General features: G+C 73.2%; 16 protein-coding genes. 9 read left to right on the forward strand and 7 right to left on the reverse strand.

Annotation, left to right across the window (positions count from 1 at the left end):
• Positions 1–321 precede the first annotated feature (321 nt).
• The 6 genes from pdhA (at position 322) to Q3W68_RS07825 (ending at position 9,506) form a co-directional block, all read left to right on the forward strand.
• A complete protein-coding gene (gene pdhA / locus Q3W68_RS07800; RefSeq protein WP_013473399.1) occupies positions 322–1,500 on the forward strand; it encodes a pyruvate dehydrogenase (acetyl-transferring) E1 component subunit alpha in 1,179 nt (392 codons plus the stop codon).
• Positions 1,500–2,489 carry an alpha-ketoacid dehydrogenase subunit beta gene (locus tag Q3W68_RS07805; RefSeq protein ID WP_302904778.1) on the forward strand — a complete coding sequence of 330 codons (990 nt, stop codon included), beginning with the start codon at positions 1,500–1,502 and terminating at the stop codon, positions 2,487–2,489. Before pdhA ends, Q3W68_RS07805 begins: the two co-directional genes overlap by 1 nt.
• 5 nt (positions 2,490–2,494) lie before the next feature.
• Entirely contained in the window at positions 2,495–3,964 is a 1,470-nt protein-coding gene (locus Q3W68_RS07810; protein ID WP_302904983.1) for a dihydrolipoamide acetyltransferase family protein, read from the forward strand.
• A 222-nt stretch (positions 3,965–4,186) separates the two neighbouring features.
• A complete protein-coding gene (locus Q3W68_RS07815; protein ID WP_013283356.1) occupies positions 4,187–4,324 on the forward strand; it encodes a hypothetical protein in 138 nt (45 codons plus the stop codon).
• Positions 4,325–4,672: 348 nt separating this feature from the next.
• Complete coding sequence (locus Q3W68_RS07820) at positions 4,673–7,555, forward strand: hypothetical protein (protein WP_302904779.1); 2,883 nt, start codon at positions 4,673–4,675, stop codon at positions 7,553–7,555.
• Positions 7,556–7,673: 118 nt separating this feature from the next.
• On the forward strand, positions 7,674–9,506 hold the full coding sequence (locus Q3W68_RS07825; protein ID WP_302904780.1) for an NHL domain-containing thioredoxin family protein: 1,833 nt from the start codon (positions 7,674–7,676) through the stop codon (positions 9,504–9,506).
• A gap of 60 nt (positions 9,507–9,566) precedes the next feature.
• Here the strand turns inward: Q3W68_RS07825 and Q3W68_RS07830 are convergent, their stop codons facing one another.
• The 3 genes from Q3W68_RS07830 to Q3W68_RS07840 are packed head-to-tail and all read right to left on the reverse strand — an operon-like array spanning position 9,567 to position 11,837.
• Positions 9,567–10,316, reverse strand: coding sequence for a LamB/YcsF family protein (locus Q3W68_RS07830; protein ID WP_071097253.1), 750 nt, complete (start codon positions 10,314–10,316; stop codon positions 9,567–9,569).
• Positions 10,300–11,226, reverse strand: coding sequence for a biotin-dependent carboxyltransferase family protein (locus Q3W68_RS07835; protein WP_302904781.1), 927 nt, complete (start codon positions 11,224–11,226; stop codon positions 10,300–10,302). The genes Q3W68_RS07830 and Q3W68_RS07835 overlap by 17 nt, the downstream gene beginning before the upstream one ends.
• On the reverse strand, positions 11,223–11,837 hold the full coding sequence (locus Q3W68_RS07840) for an allophanate hydrolase subunit 1 (protein ID WP_302904782.1): 615 nt from the start codon (positions 11,835–11,837) through the stop codon (positions 11,223–11,225). Before Q3W68_RS07840 ends, Q3W68_RS07835 begins: the two co-directional genes overlap by 4 nt.
• Before the next feature lie 75 nt (positions 11,838–11,912).
• On the opposite strand from Q3W68_RS07840, the gene Q3W68_RS07845 reads away from it, so the two are divergent.
• Positions 11,913–12,590: a hemolysin III family protein gene (locus tag Q3W68_RS07845; RefSeq protein WP_302904784.1), complete on the forward strand. Its 678-nt coding sequence runs from the start codon at positions 11,913–11,915 to the stop codon at positions 12,588–12,590.
• 86 nt (positions 12,591–12,676) lie between these two features.
• Here Q3W68_RS07845 and Q3W68_RS07850 read toward each other — a convergent pair whose 3' ends face one another.
• On the reverse strand, positions 12,677–12,967 hold the full coding sequence (locus Q3W68_RS07850) for a DUF6458 family protein (protein WP_120572396.1): 291 nt from the start codon (positions 12,965–12,967) through the stop codon (positions 12,677–12,679).
• 117 nt (positions 12,968–13,084) lie between these two features.
• Between Q3W68_RS07850 and Q3W68_RS07855 the strand changes: the two genes are divergently transcribed.
• Positions 13,085–13,621: a histidine phosphatase family protein gene (locus tag Q3W68_RS07855; protein WP_302904785.1), complete on the forward strand. Its 537-nt coding sequence runs from the start codon at positions 13,085–13,087 to the stop codon at positions 13,619–13,621.
• Between the two features lie 10 nt (positions 13,622–13,631).
• Here the strand turns inward: Q3W68_RS07855 and Q3W68_RS07860 are convergent, their stop codons facing one another.
• On the reverse strand, positions 13,632–14,015 hold the full coding sequence (locus tag Q3W68_RS07860; RefSeq protein WP_302904984.1) for a helix-turn-helix domain-containing protein: 384 nt from the start codon (positions 14,013–14,015) through the stop codon (positions 13,632–13,634).
• A 160-nt stretch (positions 14,016–14,175) separates the two neighbouring features.
• Here Q3W68_RS07860 and Q3W68_RS07865 point away from each other — a divergent pair, with 160 nt between their 5' ends.
• On the forward strand, positions 14,176–15,042 hold the full coding sequence (locus tag Q3W68_RS07865; RefSeq protein WP_302904786.1) for an aldo/keto reductase family oxidoreductase: 867 nt from the start codon (positions 14,176–14,178) through the stop codon (positions 15,040–15,042).
• A gap of 8 nt (positions 15,043–15,050) precedes the next feature.
• On the opposite strand, the gene Q3W68_RS07870 is transcribed toward Q3W68_RS07865, so the two are convergent.
• On the reverse strand, positions 15,051–15,320 hold the full coding sequence (locus Q3W68_RS07870; RefSeq protein WP_013283345.1) for a DUF6458 family protein: 270 nt from the start codon (positions 15,318–15,320) through the stop codon (positions 15,051–15,053).
• A 184-nt stretch (positions 15,321–15,504) separates the two neighbouring features.
• A complete protein-coding gene (locus Q3W68_RS07875; RefSeq protein ID WP_302904787.1) occupies positions 15,505–17,361 on the reverse strand; it encodes an acyl-CoA dehydrogenase in 1,857 nt (618 codons plus the stop codon).
• Positions 17,362–17,476: the final 115 nt, after the last annotated feature.

Raw genomic sequence — 17,476 nt, forward strand, 5'->3', positions numbered from 1 at the left:
AAAGCGTTTATCCGTCATGAACCCGATGGAACCTCACCCGCGAGGGAGGCCATACTGTGGGCCCGCTCACCTCCTCTGCAATCATTCACACACGACGGCAACGCAGCCGCCACCTCCGCGTACCCCGCGGCTGGTGCGGAACGGCGCCGGCGCTCCCGGGCCTGGGTCTGTCACCGACCGACTCCGGCTCACGCCGCGCGGCAACCCCTACCGGGGTCAGGCGCGGTTGCCAGGGACCGACCCGGCACCAGCCGGGCGGGCGCACGAGGTGCTCGGCTCGGGTAACCCCCGGCGCCGGCGCAGACAGACAGGGAGAGACGGATGGCAAAGGGCGACCCCGGGGCCGCCACCCGCAGCAAGCGGGCCGCACCCCGCACCAGACGCGCCGCCGCGACCGGTGAACCGGAACTCGTGCAGTTGCTCACCCCCGAGGGTGAGCGGATCGAGAGCGCGCTCGGCCCGGACGGGACCGAGTACCGCGTCGACTTCACCGACGAGGAGTACCGCGGGCTCTACCGCGACCTCGTGCTGGTCCGCAAGCTGGACGCCGAGGCCACCGCCCTGCAGCGCCAGGGCGAGCTGGGACTCTGGGCCAGCCTGCTGGGCCAGGAGGCCGCGCAGGTCGGCTCCGGCCGGGCGCTGCGCACCCAGGACATGGCCTTCCCGACCTACCGCGAGCACGGCGTGCTCTACTGCCGCGGCATCGACCCGATCATGCCGCTGGGCCTGTTCCGCGGCGTCGACCAGGGCGGCTGGGACCCGAACGAGTTCAAGTTCAACATGTACACGATCGTGATCGGGGCGCAGACCCTGCACGCGACCGGGTACGCCATGGGTGTCGCCATGGACGGCAAGACCGGCGGCGAGGACGGCGAGGCGGTCATCGCCTACTTCGGCGACGGCGCCACCAGCCAGGGCGACGTCAACGAGTCGTTCGTCTGGGCCAGCGTCTTCAACGCCCCGCTGGTGTTCTTCTGCCAGAACAACCAGTACGCCATCTCCGAGCCGCTGGAGCGGCAGACCCGCGTGCCGCTGTACCGGCGGGCCGGCGGGTTCGGCTTCCCGGGTGTCCGGGTGGACGGCAACGACGTGCTCGCGTCGTACGCGGTGACCCGGCACGCGCTGGACAACGCGCGCAACGGCCAGGGCCCGAGCCTGATCGAGGCGTACACCTACCGCATGGGCGCGCACACCACCTCCGACGACCCGACCCGCTACCGCATCGCCAGCGAGGTCGAGGCGTGGCAGGCCAAGGACCCGATCGCCCGGATGAAGGCGTTCCTGACCAAGCAGAAGATCGCCGACGAGTCGTTCTTCACCGCTGTCGACGAGCAGGCCCGCACCGAGTCGGTGCACCTGCGCGAGCGCGTGCTCGCCATGCCCGACCCGCAGCCGGTGACCATGTTCGACCACGTGTACCCGAACGGGTCTCCCGAGCTGGACGAGCAGCGGGCCCGGTTCACGCAGTACATGGAGTCCTTCGAGGGGAGCGCGCACTGATGGCCACGGAGACGCTCACCCTCGGCAAGGCCCTCAACACCGGCCTGCGACGGGCCCTGGAGAACGACCCCAAGGTCGTCATCATGGGCGAGGACGTCGGCAAGCTCGGCGGCGTGTTCCGGATCACCGACGGTCTCCAGAAGGACTTCGGCGACCAGCGCGTGATCGACACCCCGCTGGCCGAGTCCGGCATCATCGGCACCGCCGTCGGCCTGGCCATCCGCGGCTTCCGGCCGGTCTGCGAGATCCAGTTCGACGGCTTCGTCTACCCCGCGTACGACCAGATCGTGTCGCAGGTCGCGAAGATGCACTACCGCTCGCAGGGCAAGGTGCGGATCCCGATGGTCATCCGCATCCCGTTCGGCGGCGGCATCGGCGCTGTCGAGCACCACTCCGAGTCGCCCGAGGCGTACTTCGCGCACACCGCCGGTCTCAAGGTGGTCAGCTGCGCGAACCCGCAGGACGCGTACGTGATGATCCAGCAGGCGATCGCGTCGGACGACCCGATCGTGTTCCTGGAGCCGAAGCGGCGCTACTGGGAGAAGGGTCCGGTGGACCTGGACGCGCCGATCGCCGACGCGTACCCGCTGCACTCGGCCCGGGTCGCGCGGCCCGGCACCGACGCGACCGTGCTGGCGTACGGCCCGATGGTCCGCACCGCGCTCGACGCGGCCACCGCCGCCGCCGAGGACGGCCGCGAGCTGGAGGTCATCGACCTGCGGACGATCTCGCCGCTGGACCTGACCGCCGCGTACGAGTCGGTGCGGCGCACCGGCCGCTGCGTGGTCGTGCACGAGGCCCCGGGCAACCTGGGTCTCGGGTCGGAGATCGCGGCCCGGATCACCGAGGAGTGCTTCTACTCCCTGGAGTCCCCGGTGCTGCGGGTGACCGGCTTCGACATCCCCTACCCGGCCGCCCGGGTGGAGGAGGAGTACCTGCCCGACCTGGACCGCGTGCTCGACGCCGTCGACCGCACGTTCGGCTGGTGAGCGGCATGTCCCGGATCAAGGAGTTCAACCTTCCCGACCTGGGCGAGGGCCTGACCGAGGGCGAGATCCTCGCCTGGCTGGTCAAGGTCGGCGACGACATCGAGCTGAACCAGCCGATCGTCGAGGTGGAGACCGCCAAGGCGGCGGTCGAGATCCCGGCGAAGTGGGCCGGACGGGTGCAGGCGATCTTCCACCCGGAGGGGTCCACTGTCGAGGTCGGCGTGCCGATCATCGCGATCGACACCGACCCGAACGCCGGTCCGATCGAGGAGTCGACGACCGGCGCTCCGGCGTCGGACCTGCCCACGCCGTCGGCCGCGTCGCTCGCAGCGGTTCAGGTCGCGCCCGCCGAGGGCATGGTCGAGCCGGGCCTGATCGGCGGTGTCGCCCCGGGTGGGCGTACCGCCGTACTGGTCGGCTACGGCCCGCGCAACGCCCCGGCGAAGCGCCGTCCGCGCAAGGGCGAGGCGCCGGTCGCGCCGCCGGCCCAGGCCGCCGCCCCGGTGGCACCCGCGCCTGTCGCGCCCGCTCCGGTGGCGCCCGCTCCGGCGCCAGCGGTGAACGGCAACGGCCGGGTCTCCGGTCCGGTGCTGGCCAAGCCGCCGGTCCGCAAGCTGGCGAAGGATCTCGGCATCGACCTGGCCACGCTCACCGGCTCGGGCCCGCTCGGCTCGATCACCCGTGAGGACGTACAGCGGGCGGCGAGCACGACCCCGGCGGCGGCCGAGCCGCAGACGGTCGCGGCACCGGCCGCGTCGGCCGCGAGCTTCGGCGCAGACCGCGAGCAGCGCATCCCGGTCAAGGGGGTACGCAAGCTCACCGCGGAGAACATGGCCCGCTCGGCGTTCACCGCCCCGCACGTGACGGAGTTCCTGACCGTCGACGTGACCCGGGCGATGAAGGCGCTGGACCGGCTCCGCGACCGGCGCGAGTGGCGGGACGTACGGGTCTCGCCGCTGCTGCTCGTCGCCAAGGCGGTGCTGCTGGCGGTCAAGCGGCACCCGATGGTCAACTCGACCTGGGCCGGCGACGAGATCGTGGTGAAGGAGTACGTCAACCTCGGCATCGCGGCGGCCACCGAGCGCGGCCTGATCGTGCCGAACATCAAGGACGCCGGGCGGCTCTCGCTGCGCGAGCTGGCGGACGCGATGACGGATCTGGTGCAGACCGCGAAGTCGGGCAAGACGTCCCCGGCGGACATGTCCGGCGGCACGCTCACCATCACCAACGTCGGCGTCTTCGGCGTCGACACCGGTACACCGATCCTGCCTCCGGGCGAGTCGGCGATCCTCGCCTTCGGCGCGGTACGGGAGCAGCCGTGGGTGCACAAGGGCAAGGTGAAGCCGCGCCTGGTGACCACGCTGGGCCTGTCGTTCGACCACCGGATCATCGACGGCGAGCTGGGCTCGAAGTTCCTCCGCGACATCGGTGACTTCCTGGCCGACCCGGAGGCGGCGCTGCTCGCCTGGACCTGACGCACCACGCTCCGGTCACGGCCGGTGTGCCACGGGTGAACACCCGGCACACCGGCCGTGACTTTTTGGGAACGGATTCGTTGGTTCCGAGGGTGTCGACGCCTACGATCCGTAGGTACGTGGTTCAGCTCACCTAATAATCGATGGCGATGGGCGGTCCGGTGCGCTTAAATAGAGACATCAAGGGGCTGACAACCGAATAGCCAGGAGGAGAGACCCGAGATGAGCATGATCGAGCGAATCCGCACCCGCCGCGACGCCAACCGCCGCGCCCGCGCCATCGAGCACGCGCTGCGTTCCGCCAACTCGCCCGCGGTCCGCGAGGAGCTTCTCGCCATCGCCCAGCGTCACATGAGCTGACGCCACACACCTTTCTCACCTCCTCCAGTCCGAAGACCCGCCCGGCACCGGGCGGGTCTTCGGCGTATCGGCATCGGTCGGCACCGGGATTCCACCTCGCTCCACCGCCCGGTACGGTTGGCACGGTCGCCAACCGGTTGGTTCCGGGCCGACGCGGGCAAGTGAAACCCATCGACGTCGTCCGGTGACTGACGGTGACGGCTGATGCTCCCCCGGGCGGCTCCGGGCGACCACCGGATACGGTGCGGGGAGCCCGCACGGCCGGTACCCGCCGGCGACGCCGGTAGCCATGCCGACGGTTCCCCCGACCGGCATCGGCGGCCGACCTGTGATGGAGGAGGCGCACCCATGACGTCCGAGGCTCCGCACCGCCCCGGCCAGGAGCCGGGCGAGGTGTCGCCGGGCACCGGCGGACCGGTGCCGTACGGCGATCAGCCGGCGCAGCAGGACAACGGGTACAACGGCGCACCCGACCTCGGCTGGGCACCGCCCCCGCCGGCCGGTCGGCCCGCGCAGCCGGCCCCGGCCTGGGCCGCGAACGACGACCAGCCGCCCGCGTGGGCCCCGCCCGCGGGCCAGCCGGTGACCGGGCGCGCGACCGCCCAGGTCCCGCAGCCCGCCTGGGGCGGCAACGACCAGGGCGGTCCCGCCTGGGCCGGCTCCGGTGGCCCCGCCTGGGGCAACCAGGAGCAGTCCGGCCCGGACCGCGGCGCCGAGCAGGCGCCGCCCGCCTGGGCCGCCACGCCGCCGGGCAGCCCGGCCGAACCGTCGCAGGCACCCTGGGCCGCGGAGCAGAACCGTCCCGGACGCGGCTCCGGCGAGCAGCAGGGCTGGTCGCCGTCCGGAGACCCGGCTGCCCGCGGCACCGGTTACGTGCCCGCCCCGGCCACCGTGCCGAACGAGACCTGGGTCACGCCCGCCCCCGCGGACGACCCCCACCGCTCCGGGGGCTTCGCGCCCACCGGCGGACAGCACGAGGACGCCTCCGGTCGCGCCGGTGGCTGGGCCGCCGCGCAGCAGCCGGACGACCCGAACCGCTCGGGCGGCTGGGCCCCGCGCGACGAGCAGCCCGCCGCGTCCGACGACCCGAACCGCTCGGGCGGCTGGAACCCGCGCGAGAGCCAGCCGGCCTGGGCGCCGGGTCAGCAGACCGGCGCGACCTGGCCGCCGGCCGACCCGCCCGCCCGTGCCGCCGCCGCGGTCTCGGTGCCCGGCGCCGCCCGGCCGGACAATGCCTGGTCCACTCCGGAGCAGTCCGATCAGGACAACCGGCCGGCCGAGGAGAGCGGTGGCTGGCGGGCGTCGGGTGGGCCCCAGCACGACGAGGGGCAGCGTTCCGGCGGCTGGCCCGCCCCGCAGGCCGAGAACCGGTCCGGCGGCTGGGACGAGCCGGCCCGCACCGAGGACCCGGACCGCTCCGGCGGCTGGGCCGCCGGACGTGCCGCCAACCCCGCCGAGCCGGCACAGCCGGGCGGCTGGGAGCCGAACCAGAGCCGTCAGGCCGGCGGCTGGGGTGACGGCGCCGCCGTACCGCAGCAGCGTGACTCCGGCGAGCAGGCCGGCGCCTGGAGCGGCGCGGCCTCCGTACCGCAGCAGCACGAGCCCGGGCGGCCGTCGGACGAGCCCGCGCAGCCCGCCTGGGGCGCCGCCGCGCCGGCCGAGGCCCGCGCGAGCGTGTCCGTGCCGTCGCCGGACGCGCCCACCGGCTGGGGCGGCAACCAGGACGAGCGTGCGGCGGCACCGTCGCCCGAGCCGTGGTCGCCGGCCGAAGCCTGGGGCCGGTCCGAGGACTCCGCCCCGGCCTACCAGCCCGCCCCCGCGCCGGGCATCTCCCCCGGCAACGCGGTGCCGCTTCCGGCGCAGCAGCAGCGGGTGCCGGGCGCCGCGCTCGCCGCGTCGGCGCCCACCGACCACCCGGGCACCGAACCCCAGGGGCACGAGCCGGAGCGCGGCGACGGCGCCTGGGGCGCGTCCCGTACCGAGGACCCGCAGTCGCCTGCCGTTCCCGGACCGCGTACCTCCCCGGAGGGCGGCCCGGTCTCGGCGAGCGCGTCGGTCCCGGTGGCCAGCCGGGTCGCCCCGCCGCCCGACCAGCCGCTGCCGACCAGTGGCCCCACGCCGCAGCCCCGGGTGTACGGCCGGCCCGCCCGCCCGGAGCCCGAGGACGCTCCCGAGCAGCACGAGGCCGGGTTCCCCGGCCAGGAGGCGCCGCACGGCAACGGCTTCCCCGGCCCGCAGTCGCGGTCCGAGGACGCGGACGGCCCGCACGGGTACGCCGGAGCGCCCTCCTCGCCGGCCGGGCCGCCGTCGTTCCCGGTCGGTGTGCCGTCCTTCGTGGACCCGCCCGGCAACACCCGTCCCGCCAACGGCGTGCACCCGGGCGGCGAGCAGCCCGACGCCGGCCGTGACCCGTTCGGCGGCCAGCAGAGCCCGTACGGCGCTCCCGGCGGCCAGGACCAGTTCGGCGGCCCGGGTGGCCGGCCGGACCCGTTCGGCGGTCCCGGCGGCCAGCCCGAGTCGTTCGGCGGCGCCGGCGGGCAGCAGGACCCGTTCGGCGGTCCCGGGGGCCAGCAGGATCCGTTCGGCGGACCGGGCGGGCAGCAGGCGCCGTTCGGCGGACCGGGCGGGCAGCAGGCGCCGTTCGGCGGACCGGGCGGGCAGCAGGCGCCGTTCGGCAGCCCGGCCGGCCGGCCCGGGCCGTTCGGCGAGCCGGACCGGTACGGCCCGTCCGCCGGTGGGCGTGCCTCGGTAGCGGTGCCCGGCCAGGGCCCGGCGGGTGGCGCGAACGCCTTCCCGCCGCCCCAGCAGGCCCCGCCGGCCTGGTCGCAGGACGGGCCCGGCGCCGAGCCGGAGCAGGGCCGCTTCGACGCGTTCAAGCCGGACGCCACCGAGTCGCAGACCGAGGCGCCCCCGCCGAAGGTGCGCAACGGCCGGGTGCTCGCCGCCGTACTGATCGCGGCCGTGCTCATCCTCGCCGTGCCGCTCGGCCTGCTGACGCTGCTCGGCAAGGTCGGGGACGACAAGCCGGCCGGTTTCGACCCGGCGGTCGGCTCCTGCGTGAAGCAGTCCGGCACGAGCGCCGTGCCCGCCGACTGCGGTGAGCCGGGCGCGTTCAGCGTGGTGTCGAAGGTGGACAACAAGGACAAGTGCGCCGATCTGTCGCAGCCCTCGGTCTCGGTCGAGGGCGCCGGGACCACCCGGGTGCTCTGCCTGAAGCCCGCCGGCCAGTAACCGCACGTACGCGGAGCGCCCATCCCTCACCGGGTGGGCGCTCCGCGCCGTTCCGGTGTGCGTCTGTTCACCAGGGGATCGCCGGGAGCGCGCCCGGCCGGTGCGGCACGATGGGGGCATGAGCGCACGCGTACGGGCACCGGAACTGCGGGGCCGGGCCTGGCTGAACACCGGCGGCAAGGCCGTCACGCTGGCCGACCTGCGGGGCAAGATCGTCTTACTCGATTTCTGGACCTTCTGCTGCATCAACTGCCTGCACGTGCTCGACGAGCTGCGCCCGCTCGAAGACAAGTACGGCGACGTCCTGGTCGTGATCGGCGTGCACTCGCCGAAGTTCGAGCACGAGAAGGACCCGGCGGCGCTGGCCGCGGCCGTCGAGCGGTACGGCGTGCACCACCCGGTGCTCGACGACGCCGAGATGGACATGTGGCAGCAGTACGCGGCCAAGGCGTGGCCGACGCTCGCCGTGGTCGACCCCGAGGGGTACGTGGTCGCCACCATGGCCGGTGAGGGGCACGCCGAGGGCCTGTCCCGGCTGATCGACGAGCTGATCGCCACCCACGAGGCGAAGGGCACGCTGCACCGGGGCGAAGGCCCGTACGTGCCGCCGGCCGAGCCGGACACCGTCCTGCGGTTCCCCGGCAAGGCCGTCCCGCTCGACGGCGGGAACCTGCTGGTCAGCGACTCGGCCCGGCACTCTCTGGTCGAACTGGCGGCCGACGGCGAGACGGTGGTCCGCCGTATCGGCGCCGGTTCCCGGGGCCGGACGGACGGCCCGGCCTCCGCCGCCACGTTCGCCGAGCCGCAGGGGCTCTGCCTCCTGCCGCCGCACGTGGCCGAGGTGGCCGGTTACGACGTGGTGGTCGCGGACACCGTCAACCACCTGCTGCGCGGCGTACGGCTGTTCTCCGGCGAGGTGGTCACAGTGGCCGGCACCGGGCGGCAGTGGCGTTCGACGGTCGACGACCACGCGCACGACGCCCGCGCGGTCGACCTCTCCTCCCCCTGGGACGTGGCCTGGTACGACGACCGGGTGATCGTCGCGATGGCCGGCATCCACCAGCTCTGGTGGTTCGACCCGATCAAGCGGACCACCGGCATGTACGCCGGAACGACTGTCGAGGCGCTGCGCGACGGCCCGCTGCCGGACGTGTGGATGGCCCAGCCGTCCGGGTTGTCCGTGTCGGCCGACGGCGCCCGCCTCTGGGTCGCCGACAGCGAGACCAGCGCGGTCCGGTGGGTTGCCGACGGCGTGATGCACACCGCCGTCGGTCAGGGCCTGTTCGACTTCGGGCACGTCGACGGCCCGGCCGACCAGGCGTTGCTCCAGCACCCGCTGGGTGTGTGCGCGCTGCCCGACGGCTCGGTGCTGATCGCCGACACGTACAACGGTGCGGTGCGCCGCTTCGACCCGGAGACCGGCCAGGTGGGCACCGTGGCGGACGGGCTGGCCGAGCCGAGCGACCTGGTGCTCACCGGTGAGGGCGACGTCCTGGTGGTCGAGTCGGCAGCGCACCGGCTGACCCGGCTGGCGCCGGGCGCGCTGACGTCGGCGGGCGCGAACACGGTGGACGGGCCGCGGCACCGGCTGGAACGCAAGCCGACCGACGTGGCCGCCGGTGAACTGACCCTGGACGTGATCTTCACGCCGGCGCCGGGGCAGAAGCTGGACGAGACGTACGGGCCGTCGACGCGACTCGTGGTCTCGGCGTCCCCGCCGGAGCTGCTGGTCGAGGGCGCGGGCACGACCACCGACCTGTCCCGCAAGCTGGTGGTCAGTGGCGACGTGGCCCAGGGGGTGCTCCAGGTGACCGCTCAGGCGGCGACCTGCGACGCCGACGTCGAGCACGCGGCCTGCCACCTGACCCGGCAGGACTGGGGCGTCCCGGTCCGGGTGGTCACCGGCGGCGCGACTCGCGTACCGCTGGTCCTGCGGGGCATGGACGCCTGACGGCGGGTGTTAAGAAGGGCCCCTTCCTCTACCGGAGGCGTTAAGAAGGGGCCCTTCCTTTCACGCGAACGGAGTGAGCGTGACCCCCGCGTCGATGAGCGCGGCCCGGACCAGCTCCGCGCAGCGCACCGCGCCGGGGGTGTCCCCGTGCAGGCAGATCGACTCGACCGGGGCGGGGATGACCGTCCCGTCCACGGCGACCAGCGTGCGCTCGACGGCCATCCGTACCGCCCGGACGGCCACCTGCTCCGGGTCGGTCACCAGCGCGTCCGGTGAGCTGCGCGGCACCAGCGTGCCGTTGGGCAGGTAGTTGCGGTCGGCGAACCCCTCGGCCACCACCCGCAGTCCGGCGCCGGCCGCGAGCTGGGCCAGCACGGTGCCGGGCTGGCAGAGCACCGGCAGCTCGTGGTCGTACCCGCTGATCGCCGCCACCAGCGCGGCGGCCTGACCTTCGTCGCGGGCCGCCGCGTGGTAGAGCGCGCCGTGCGGTTTGAGGTAGCGGACCCGGGTGCGGTACAGGCGGCAGAAGGCGTCGAGCGCCCCGAGCTGGTAGATCGTCTCGTCGCGCAGCTCGGCGAAGTCGTACGCGATGTGCCGCCGGCCGAAGCCGGCGAGGTCCCGGTAGCCGACCTGCGCGCCCACCGCGACGCCGCGTTCGGCGGCGCCGGCGCAGACCCGGTGCATGGTGGCCGCGTCACCGGCGTGGAAGCCGCAGGCGACGTTCGCGGAGCTGATCAGGTCGAGTAGCGCGTGGTCGTCGCCCAGCCGCCAGCTTCCGAATCCCTCGCCCAGGTCAGCGTTGAGGTCCATGGAACGTCACCGTAGTGCCTGGCCGGGCCTGGGCGAGCGCTGTCACGTCGTCCACCACCCCGATGACCGGGTACCCGCCGGTGGTGGGGTGGTCGGCCAGGAAGACGAGCGGTTGGCCCGACGGCGGCACCTGCACCGCGCCGAGCACCAGGCCCTCGCTCGGCAGTTCGCCGGCGACCGCCCGGGGCAGCGCCGCGCCGGCCAGCCGCGCGCCGACCCGGTTGCTGTCCGGGCTCACCGTGTACGCGTCGCGGCACAGCAGGTCCAGCGCCTCGGGGGTGAACCAGTCCTGCCGGGGACCGGGGCGCACGCTCAGCCGCAGCGCGTCCGGCACCGGCCGGGTGACGGCGACGTCGACCGGGGGCGGGGGCCCGTCCGGGGTGCCGAGCGGCAGCCGGTCCCCGTCGCGCAGCGGCGGCGGCCCGAGCCCGGAGAGCGTGTCGGTGGATCGGCTGCCGAGCACCGGCTCGACAGTGATCCCGCCGCTGACCGCCAGCCAGGTACGCACCCCGGCGCGGGCCGGCCCGACGCGCAGCACCGCGCCCGCCGGCAGCGACAGGGCCCGCCCGACGTCGCCGGGCCGCCGCGTCGCGTCCCTGGGCGCCGCCGGGCCGACGGTGTGCGGTGTGGCGGCGCGGGTGGGCGGGTGGACCGGCGGTGACCACTCGACGAGCACGTCGGCGGGGGCGCCGGTGAGCGCGACGGCCACCGCCCGGGTGAAGCGCAGCGCGCAGCCGGTCATGGTGATCTCCAGCCCGGCGGCGTGCTTGTCGTTGCCGACGAGCCGGTTGGCCAGGCGCAGGGCGGCCGGGTCGAGCGCGCCGGATCGGGGTACGCCGAGGTGCGCCCAACCGGGCCGGCCCTGGTCCTGGACGGTGGTGAGCGCCCCGGCCCGCAGCACCTCGATCACGGCGCATCGGCCAGCCGGACGCGGGTGCCGGGGGTGAGCCGGAACGGCGGGTCGGCGTGCACGTCGAACAGCGGCAGGTCGGTGCGGCCGACGAGCAGCCAGCCGCCCGGTGACGCGGCGGGGTAGATGCCCGCGTACGGGCCGGCGAGCGCGACCGAGCCGGCCGGCACCCGGGTACGCGGCGTGGCGAGCCGGGGCACTGTGAGCTCGGGCGGCAGCCCGGTCAGGTACGCGAACCCGGGCGCGAACCCGCAGAACGCCACCCGGAACTCGGTGCGCCGCAGCCGGTCCACGACCGCCGGCACGTCGACCTTCCAGTGCCCGGCGACGCGCGGCAGGTCCTCGCCGTCGTACACGACCGGCACCCGGACCTCGGCGGTGGCCGCGCCGGAGACGGCGGTCCGGGGGCGCCAGCCGGCGATCCGCGCGGCGGTCGCCTCCGGGTCGGGTACGCCGTCGAGCAGCACGGTCACCGCGCCCGGGACGATCTCGGTGGCGGTCAGCTCGCCCGCCTCGCGCCGGTGCCACAGCTCGGCCCGCCACGCCTGCGCCTGCTCCGCGTCGTCACAGTCGAGGAGCAGGGCGTACGCCCCGGCCGGCCGGATCCGCATCCGGTCATCCTCCCGCCGGGTGAGGTGACGGTCCACACTACTTGCAAGTAACCTACGCCGTCGTAACCTAATGAGGTGACGACCTCCGCACCGCTCCGGCTCCGGCCGGCCGACATCGGGAAGCCGCGCATGCGCGGCTGGCTGCACGCGTACGCGTTCTTCGCCGCTCTCGTCTGCGGCATCGTGCTGTGTTCGATCGCCGCCGGCCGTCCCGGCTGGGCTCCCCTGGTGAGCTGCCTGATCTACAGCTTCACCGTGTGCGGGCTCTTCGGGACCAGCGCGCTCTACCACCGGCGGGTCTGGTCCGAACGCGGCTACCAGATCATGCGCCGGATGGACCACTCGATGATCTTCCTGTTCATCGCCGGCACCTACACGCCGTTCTGCGCGCTGCTCCTGGACAACCGGCAGGCCACGATCATGCTGAGCCTGGTCTGGGGCGGCGCGATCGCGGGCGTGGCGGTGAAGCTGATCTGGCCGCACGCGCCGCGCTGGGTCTCCGCCCCGCTCTACCTGGCGCTCGGCTGGGTAGCGGTGGCCATGCTGCCGCAGATCCTGCACGGCGGCGGCGTCACCGCGCTGGTGCTGCTGAGCGTGGGCGGCGCGATCTACAGCGTGGGCGCTGTGTTCTACGCGCTGCGTCGGCCGAACCCGTGGCCCACCGTCTTCGGGCACCACGAGTTCTTCCACGCCTGCACGCTCGTCGCCGCGATCTGCCACCACATCGCGATCTACTTCGCGTTGTTCGCCTGACCCGGGTCTGACGTACTCCGGGCCTGACGTACCCCGGACATGCGCGAGGGCCCCGCGCCGTTGCGGGGCCCTCGGGTTCTCGGGGGTCAGGCCGGGTAGCCCGAGCCCGGACGGCGCACCTCGCGGTACTCCTCGCGCACGACGCGGTCGTCGCGTACCGGCACCACCGGCTCGGCGACGACCTGCTCGCGTACCGGGGCGGCCACGACCCGGCGGCGGCTGTTCCAGAAGTAGAGCGTGGTGAGCAGGCCGGCGACGCCGGCGAGCATGAGCACCCAGCCCACCACGTTGAGGTTCAGCCATCCCAGGTTTGCGTCGATGGCGAACGCGAAGATCGCGCCGAGCGCGATGAGGAAGATGCTGGCACCGATGCCCATGACGTCGCCTCCTTGGCGTCCTGCTGGCGTTTCCTGCCCGCCGCGGCCATGGATGAGGTAGCGGCACACATCGACATACCCAGGCGCTTTGATCGTCAATCAGGCAAGCTGGGCGGTATGACGGACGGCAGGAACGGGCAGCGGACGCTGGTGCTGCTGCGGCACGCCAAGGCCGAGCTGTCCGGGGACGCCCCGGACGCGGAGCGGTCGCTGACGGCGCGGGGGCACGCCGACGCCGCCACCGCGGGGGCGTGGCTGGCCCGGCACGCGCTGCTTCCCGACGTGGTCCTCTGCTCGCCCGCCCGGCGTACCCGGCAGACCTGGCACGACGTGGCGATGGGCATGAGCGGCTCCCCGCCGGAGGGCGGTCCGGCGGGCTCGGCTCCCGCGGTGCGGTACGAGGCGACCGCGTACGACGCGCTGCCCGATCAGCTGCTGGAGCTGCTGTGGACGGTGGAGCCGGCCGCCGGCACCGTGCTGCTGGTCGCCCACAATCCGGGGATCTCGCTGCTGTCGGCGCTGCTCGACCCGCAGCGGGCCGACCCGGACGGGCTGCGGACCACCGATCTCGTGGTGCACCGGCCGACGACCCGGTGGGCCGAGCTGGCCCCGGGGAACGCGCCGATCACCGGCCGCCACACCGCCCGCGCCTGAGCGACAGGGCTCAGCCGACCCGGCTGTCGTACGCGGCGCGGCTGGCCAGCACGTCGTCCATGTGCGCCTCCGCCCAGGTCTTCAAGCCCCGGATCATCTCGTGCAGCGAGAACCCGAGGTCGGTCAGCTCGTAGGTGACTGTCACCGGCACGGTCGGCTCCACGGTGCGGGTGATCAGGCCGTCGCGTTCCAGGGCGCGCAGCGTCTGGGTGAGCATCTTCTGGCTGACGCCGGGGATCGTACGGGACAGCTCGGAGTACCGCCTCGGGCGCGGCTCGCCGGCGCAGTCCGCCCCGAACCGGTGCGAGCCGTCGCTGCGCAACGCGGCCAGCACCAGCGTGACCCACTTGTCGGTGATCCGGCCGAGCAGTTGCCGGCTGGGGCACTGGGCCAGGAACGCGTCCTACTCCGCCTTGCTCATCTCTGCTCCTGCCACCTCGGGGAGCTACGCACTTTCAGGTGCCTACTTCCGATGAGGAAGTTACACGCCGATAGTGGAGGCCGGGCACCGCGATCCGGCGGCGCCTGAACCGATGAGAGCCAGAGGTACACGCATGGCCCCCACCACCCTTCCCGGCGGCACCTGGACCCTGGGAGACCTGACAGTCACCCGGTTCGGCTACGGCGCCATGCAACTCGCCGGCCCCTGGGTCATGGGACCGCCGGCCGACCACGAGGGCGCCCTCGCGGTGCTGCGCGAGGCGGTCGCGCTCGGCATCACCCACATCGACACCAGCGCGGCGTACGGGCCGTACGTCACCAACCGGCTGATCCGGGAGGCGCTGCACCCGTACCCGGAGTCGCTGCACGTCGTCACCAAGGTCGGCGCGGACCGGGACGAGCAGGGCGGCTGGCCCACGGCCCGGGATCCGGAGAGCCTGCGCCGGCAGGTCCGGGAGAACCTGGAGACGCTCGGCGTGGAGAGGCTCGACCTGGTCAACCTGCGGCTCGGCGACGCGACGGGGACGCAGCCCGGATCGCTCGCCGAGGCGCTGGAAACGCTCGTGACGCTCCAGCAGGAGGGTCTGATCCGTCACCTCGGCCTGAGCAACGTGACGCCCGAGCAGGTGGCCGAGGCGAGGGCGATCACGCCGATCGTCTGCGTGCAGAACCAGTACAACCTGGCCCATCGGGGCGACGACGACCTGATCGACGAGCTGGCCCGGCAGGGCGTCGCCTACGTGCCGTTCTTCCCGCTCGGCGGGTTCACCCCGTTGCAGTCCTCGGCGTTGTCGACGGTGGCCGAGCGCCTGGGCGCGACGCCGATGGGCGTCGCCCTGGCCTGGCTGCTGCGGCGCTCGCCGAACATCCTGCTGATCCCCGGCACCAAGTCCGTCGCGCACCTGCGCGAGAACATCGCCGGCGCCGGGCTGGCCCTCTCCGGCGAGGACCTCGCCGAGCTGGACCGGATCGGCCGCTGACGGGCGCGTCAGGACGGCGGGGCCGTCGGCGGCGGCGGGTCGGGCGGCGGCGGCATCATCGCGGTCGGATGCGAGAGCCGGTTCTCCTCCACGATGAGCGTGCGTGCCCGCTTGCGGCGGTCCTGCCAGAACCACAGCGTGGTCAGCAGGACGCCCAGCCCGGCCAGGATGAACACCCAGCCGACTGCGCGCAGGTCGATCCACCAGACGTTGGCCCGGATGGCGAAGGTCATGATCGCGCCGAGCGCGATGAGAAAGATGGCGCTACCAATGCCCATGTGCGCTGCACTCCCCCGTGCGATGGCCTTGGGCGTACTCCGGTCGTGGTCCGCGACGGTTACCCGCCACCGGGCCGCCTATCCACCCGGGCGCACGCACGACGACGGCCGGCGGGCTGGTGCCCGCCGGCCGTCGTCATGAGGGGGAGAGTGACGTTTCAGGGGTGAAAGCCCTCGGAAGGGCTCAGAAGGCCTCCTCCGGGAGGTCCATGATCTCCAGGTCGGTGCCCTCGATGATCCGGCGGTCGGCGCCGATGCGGGGCAGCACCTCGCGGGCGAAGAACCGGGCTGCGGCGACCTTGCCGGTGTAGAAGGACTTGTCGGCTGCGGACACCTCGCCGGCCAGCGCCTTCAGCGCCACGTCCGCCTGCTTCTGCAGCAGCCAGCCGACCACCAGGTCGCCGATCGCCAGCAGGAACCGGCGGCTGCTCAGGCCGACCTTGTAGAGCGCGCGGGTGTCGCCACCCTGGGCCTCGCCCAGCCAGCCGGTCATCACGCCGAGGATGTTCTGGATCTCGGCGAGCGCCTTGCCGAGCGCCTGACGCTCCTCCTTGAGCTGGCCGTTGCCGGCCTCGGAGGCGATGTGCTCCTGGATCTCGGCGGCTACGGCCATCAGGGCCTTGCCGTTGTCCCGGACGATCTTCCGGAAGATCAGGTCGAGGCTCTGGATCGCGGTGGTGCCCTCGTACAGGGTGTCGATCTTCGCGTCGCGGACGTACTGCTCCAGCGGGTAGTCCTGGAGGAAGCCGGAACCGCCGTAGGTCTGGAGCGACTCGTGACCGAGCAGCTCGTACGCCCGCTCCGAACCGACGCCCTTGACCAGCGGCAGGAGCAGGTCGTTGACCCGCTTCGCCAGCTTGGTGGCCTTCTCGTCGCCGGCCGCCTCGGCGATGGCGACCTTGTCCTGCCAGCTCGCGGTGTAGCAGACGAGCGCGCGCAGGCCCTCGGCGTACGACTTCTGCAGCAGCAGCGAACGACGCACGTCCGGGTGGTGGGTGATGGTCACCCGCGGGGCGGTCTTGTCGGTCATCTGGGTGAGGTCGGCGCCCTGCACCCGGTTCTTGGCGTACTCCAGCGCGTTCAGGTAGCCGGTGGAGAGCGTGGCGATCGCCTTGGTGCCGACCATCATCCGGGCGTACTCGATGATCATGAACATCTGGCGGATGCCGTCGTGCTTCTCGCCCAGCAGCCAGCCCTTGGCCGGTACGCCGTGCTCGCCGAAGGTCACCTCGCAGGTGTTCGAGACCTTCAGGCCCATCTTGTGCTCGACGTTGGTGGCGTAGACGCCGTTGCGCTCGCCCAGCTCGCCGGTCTCGGCGTCGAAGTGGTACTTCGGCACGACGAACAGCGACAGGCCCTTGGTGCCCGGGCCGCCGACGCCCTCCACGCCGACCGGACGGGCCAGCACGTAGTGGACGATGTTGTCGCTCAGGTCGTGCTCACCGGAGGTGATGAAGCGCTTCACGCCCTCGATGTGCCAGGAGCCGTCCGGCTGCTGGATCGCGCGGGTACGGCCGGCGCCCACGTCGGAGCCGGCGTCCGGCTCGGTGAGGACCATGGTCGAGCCCCACTGCTTGTCGATGAACAGCCGGGCCCACTTCTTCTGCTCCTCGGTGCCCTCGACGTGCAGCACGTGGGCGAAGGACGGGCCGGAGGCGTACATCCAGATCGGGGCGTTGGCGCCGAGCACCAGCTCGGCGAGCGACCACCAGAGGGCGCGCGGGGCGTTGGTGCCGCCCAGAACCTCCGGCAGGTCCAGGCGCCAGAACTCGGAGTCCATGAACGCCTTGTACGACTTCTTGAACGACTCCGGCAGCGGCGCGGTGTGCGTCGCCGGGTCGAAGACCGGCGGGTTGCGGTCACTGTCCGAGTAGCTGGCGGCCAGGTCCTCGCGGGCGAGGCGGTCGACCTCGGAGAGGAAGCTACGGGCGGTGTCGACGTCCAGGTCCGTGTACGGCGCCTGGCCGAACGTCCGGTCCGCCCCGAAGACCTCGAACAGGTTGAACTCGAGGTCCCGCACGTTGCTCTTGTAGTGGGTCATGCTCGCTGGCCCCGCTTCCCGGACAGGTGTTACCGATCAGTAACTGCAGACTGTATTACTCACCGGTAGGCAACGACAAGCCGATCTCGGAAGTGACAGCGATTACACACTTCCC

The organism is Micromonospora sp. C28ISP2-4 (genome assembly GCF_030519385.1).
Classification (GTDB): domain Bacteria; phylum Actinomycetota; class Actinomycetes; order Mycobacteriales; family Micromonosporaceae; genus Micromonospora; species Micromonospora tulbaghiae.

Bases quoted from the DNA above. Each gene is read 5' to 3' on its own strand.
- pdhA (WP_013473399.1), top strand. From the start codon at position 322: ATGGCAAAGGGCGACCCCGGGGCCGCCACCCGCAGCAAGCGGGCCGCA.
- Q3W68_RS07805 (WP_302904778.1), top strand. From the start codon at position 1,500: ATGGCCACGGAGACGCTCACCCTCGGCAAGGCCCTCAACACCGGCCTG.
- Q3W68_RS07810 (WP_302904983.1), top strand. From the start codon at position 2,495: ATGTCCCGGATCAAGGAGTTCAACCTTCCCGACCTGGGCGAGGGCCTG.
- Q3W68_RS07815 (WP_013283356.1), top strand. From the start codon at position 4,187: ATGAGCATGATCGAGCGAATCCGCACCCGCCGCGACGCCAACCGCCGC.
- Q3W68_RS07820 (WP_302904779.1), top strand. From the start codon at position 4,673: ATGACGTCCGAGGCTCCGCACCGCCCCGGCCAGGAGCCGGGCGAGGTG.
- Q3W68_RS07825 (WP_302904780.1), top strand. From the start codon at position 7,674: ATGAGCGCACGCGTACGGGCACCGGAACTGCGGGGCCGGGCCTGGCTG.
- Q3W68_RS07830 (WP_071097253.1), bottom strand. From the start codon at position 10,316: ATGGACCTCAACGCTGACCTGGGCGAGGGATTCGGAAGCTGGCGGCTG.
- Q3W68_RS07840 (WP_302904782.1), bottom strand. From the start codon at position 11,837: ATGCGGATCCGGCCGGCCGGGGCGTACGCCCTGCTCCTCGACTGTGAC.
- Q3W68_RS07850 (WP_120572396.1), bottom strand. From the start codon at position 12,967: ATGGGCATCGGTGCCAGCATCTTCCTCATCGCGCTCGGCGCGATCTTC.
- Q3W68_RS07855 (WP_302904785.1), top strand. From the start codon at position 13,085: ATGACGGACGGCAGGAACGGGCAGCGGACGCTGGTGCTGCTGCGGCAC.
- Q3W68_RS07865 (WP_302904786.1), top strand. From the start codon at position 14,176: ATGGCCCCCACCACCCTTCCCGGCGGCACCTGGACCCTGGGAGACCTG.
- Q3W68_RS07870 (WP_013283345.1), bottom strand. From the start codon at position 15,320: ATGGGCATTGGTAGCGCCATCTTTCTCATCGCGCTCGGCGCGATCATG.
- Q3W68_RS07875 (WP_302904787.1), bottom strand. From the start codon at position 17,361: ATGACCCACTACAAGAGCAACGTGCGGGACCTCGAGTTCAACCTGTTC.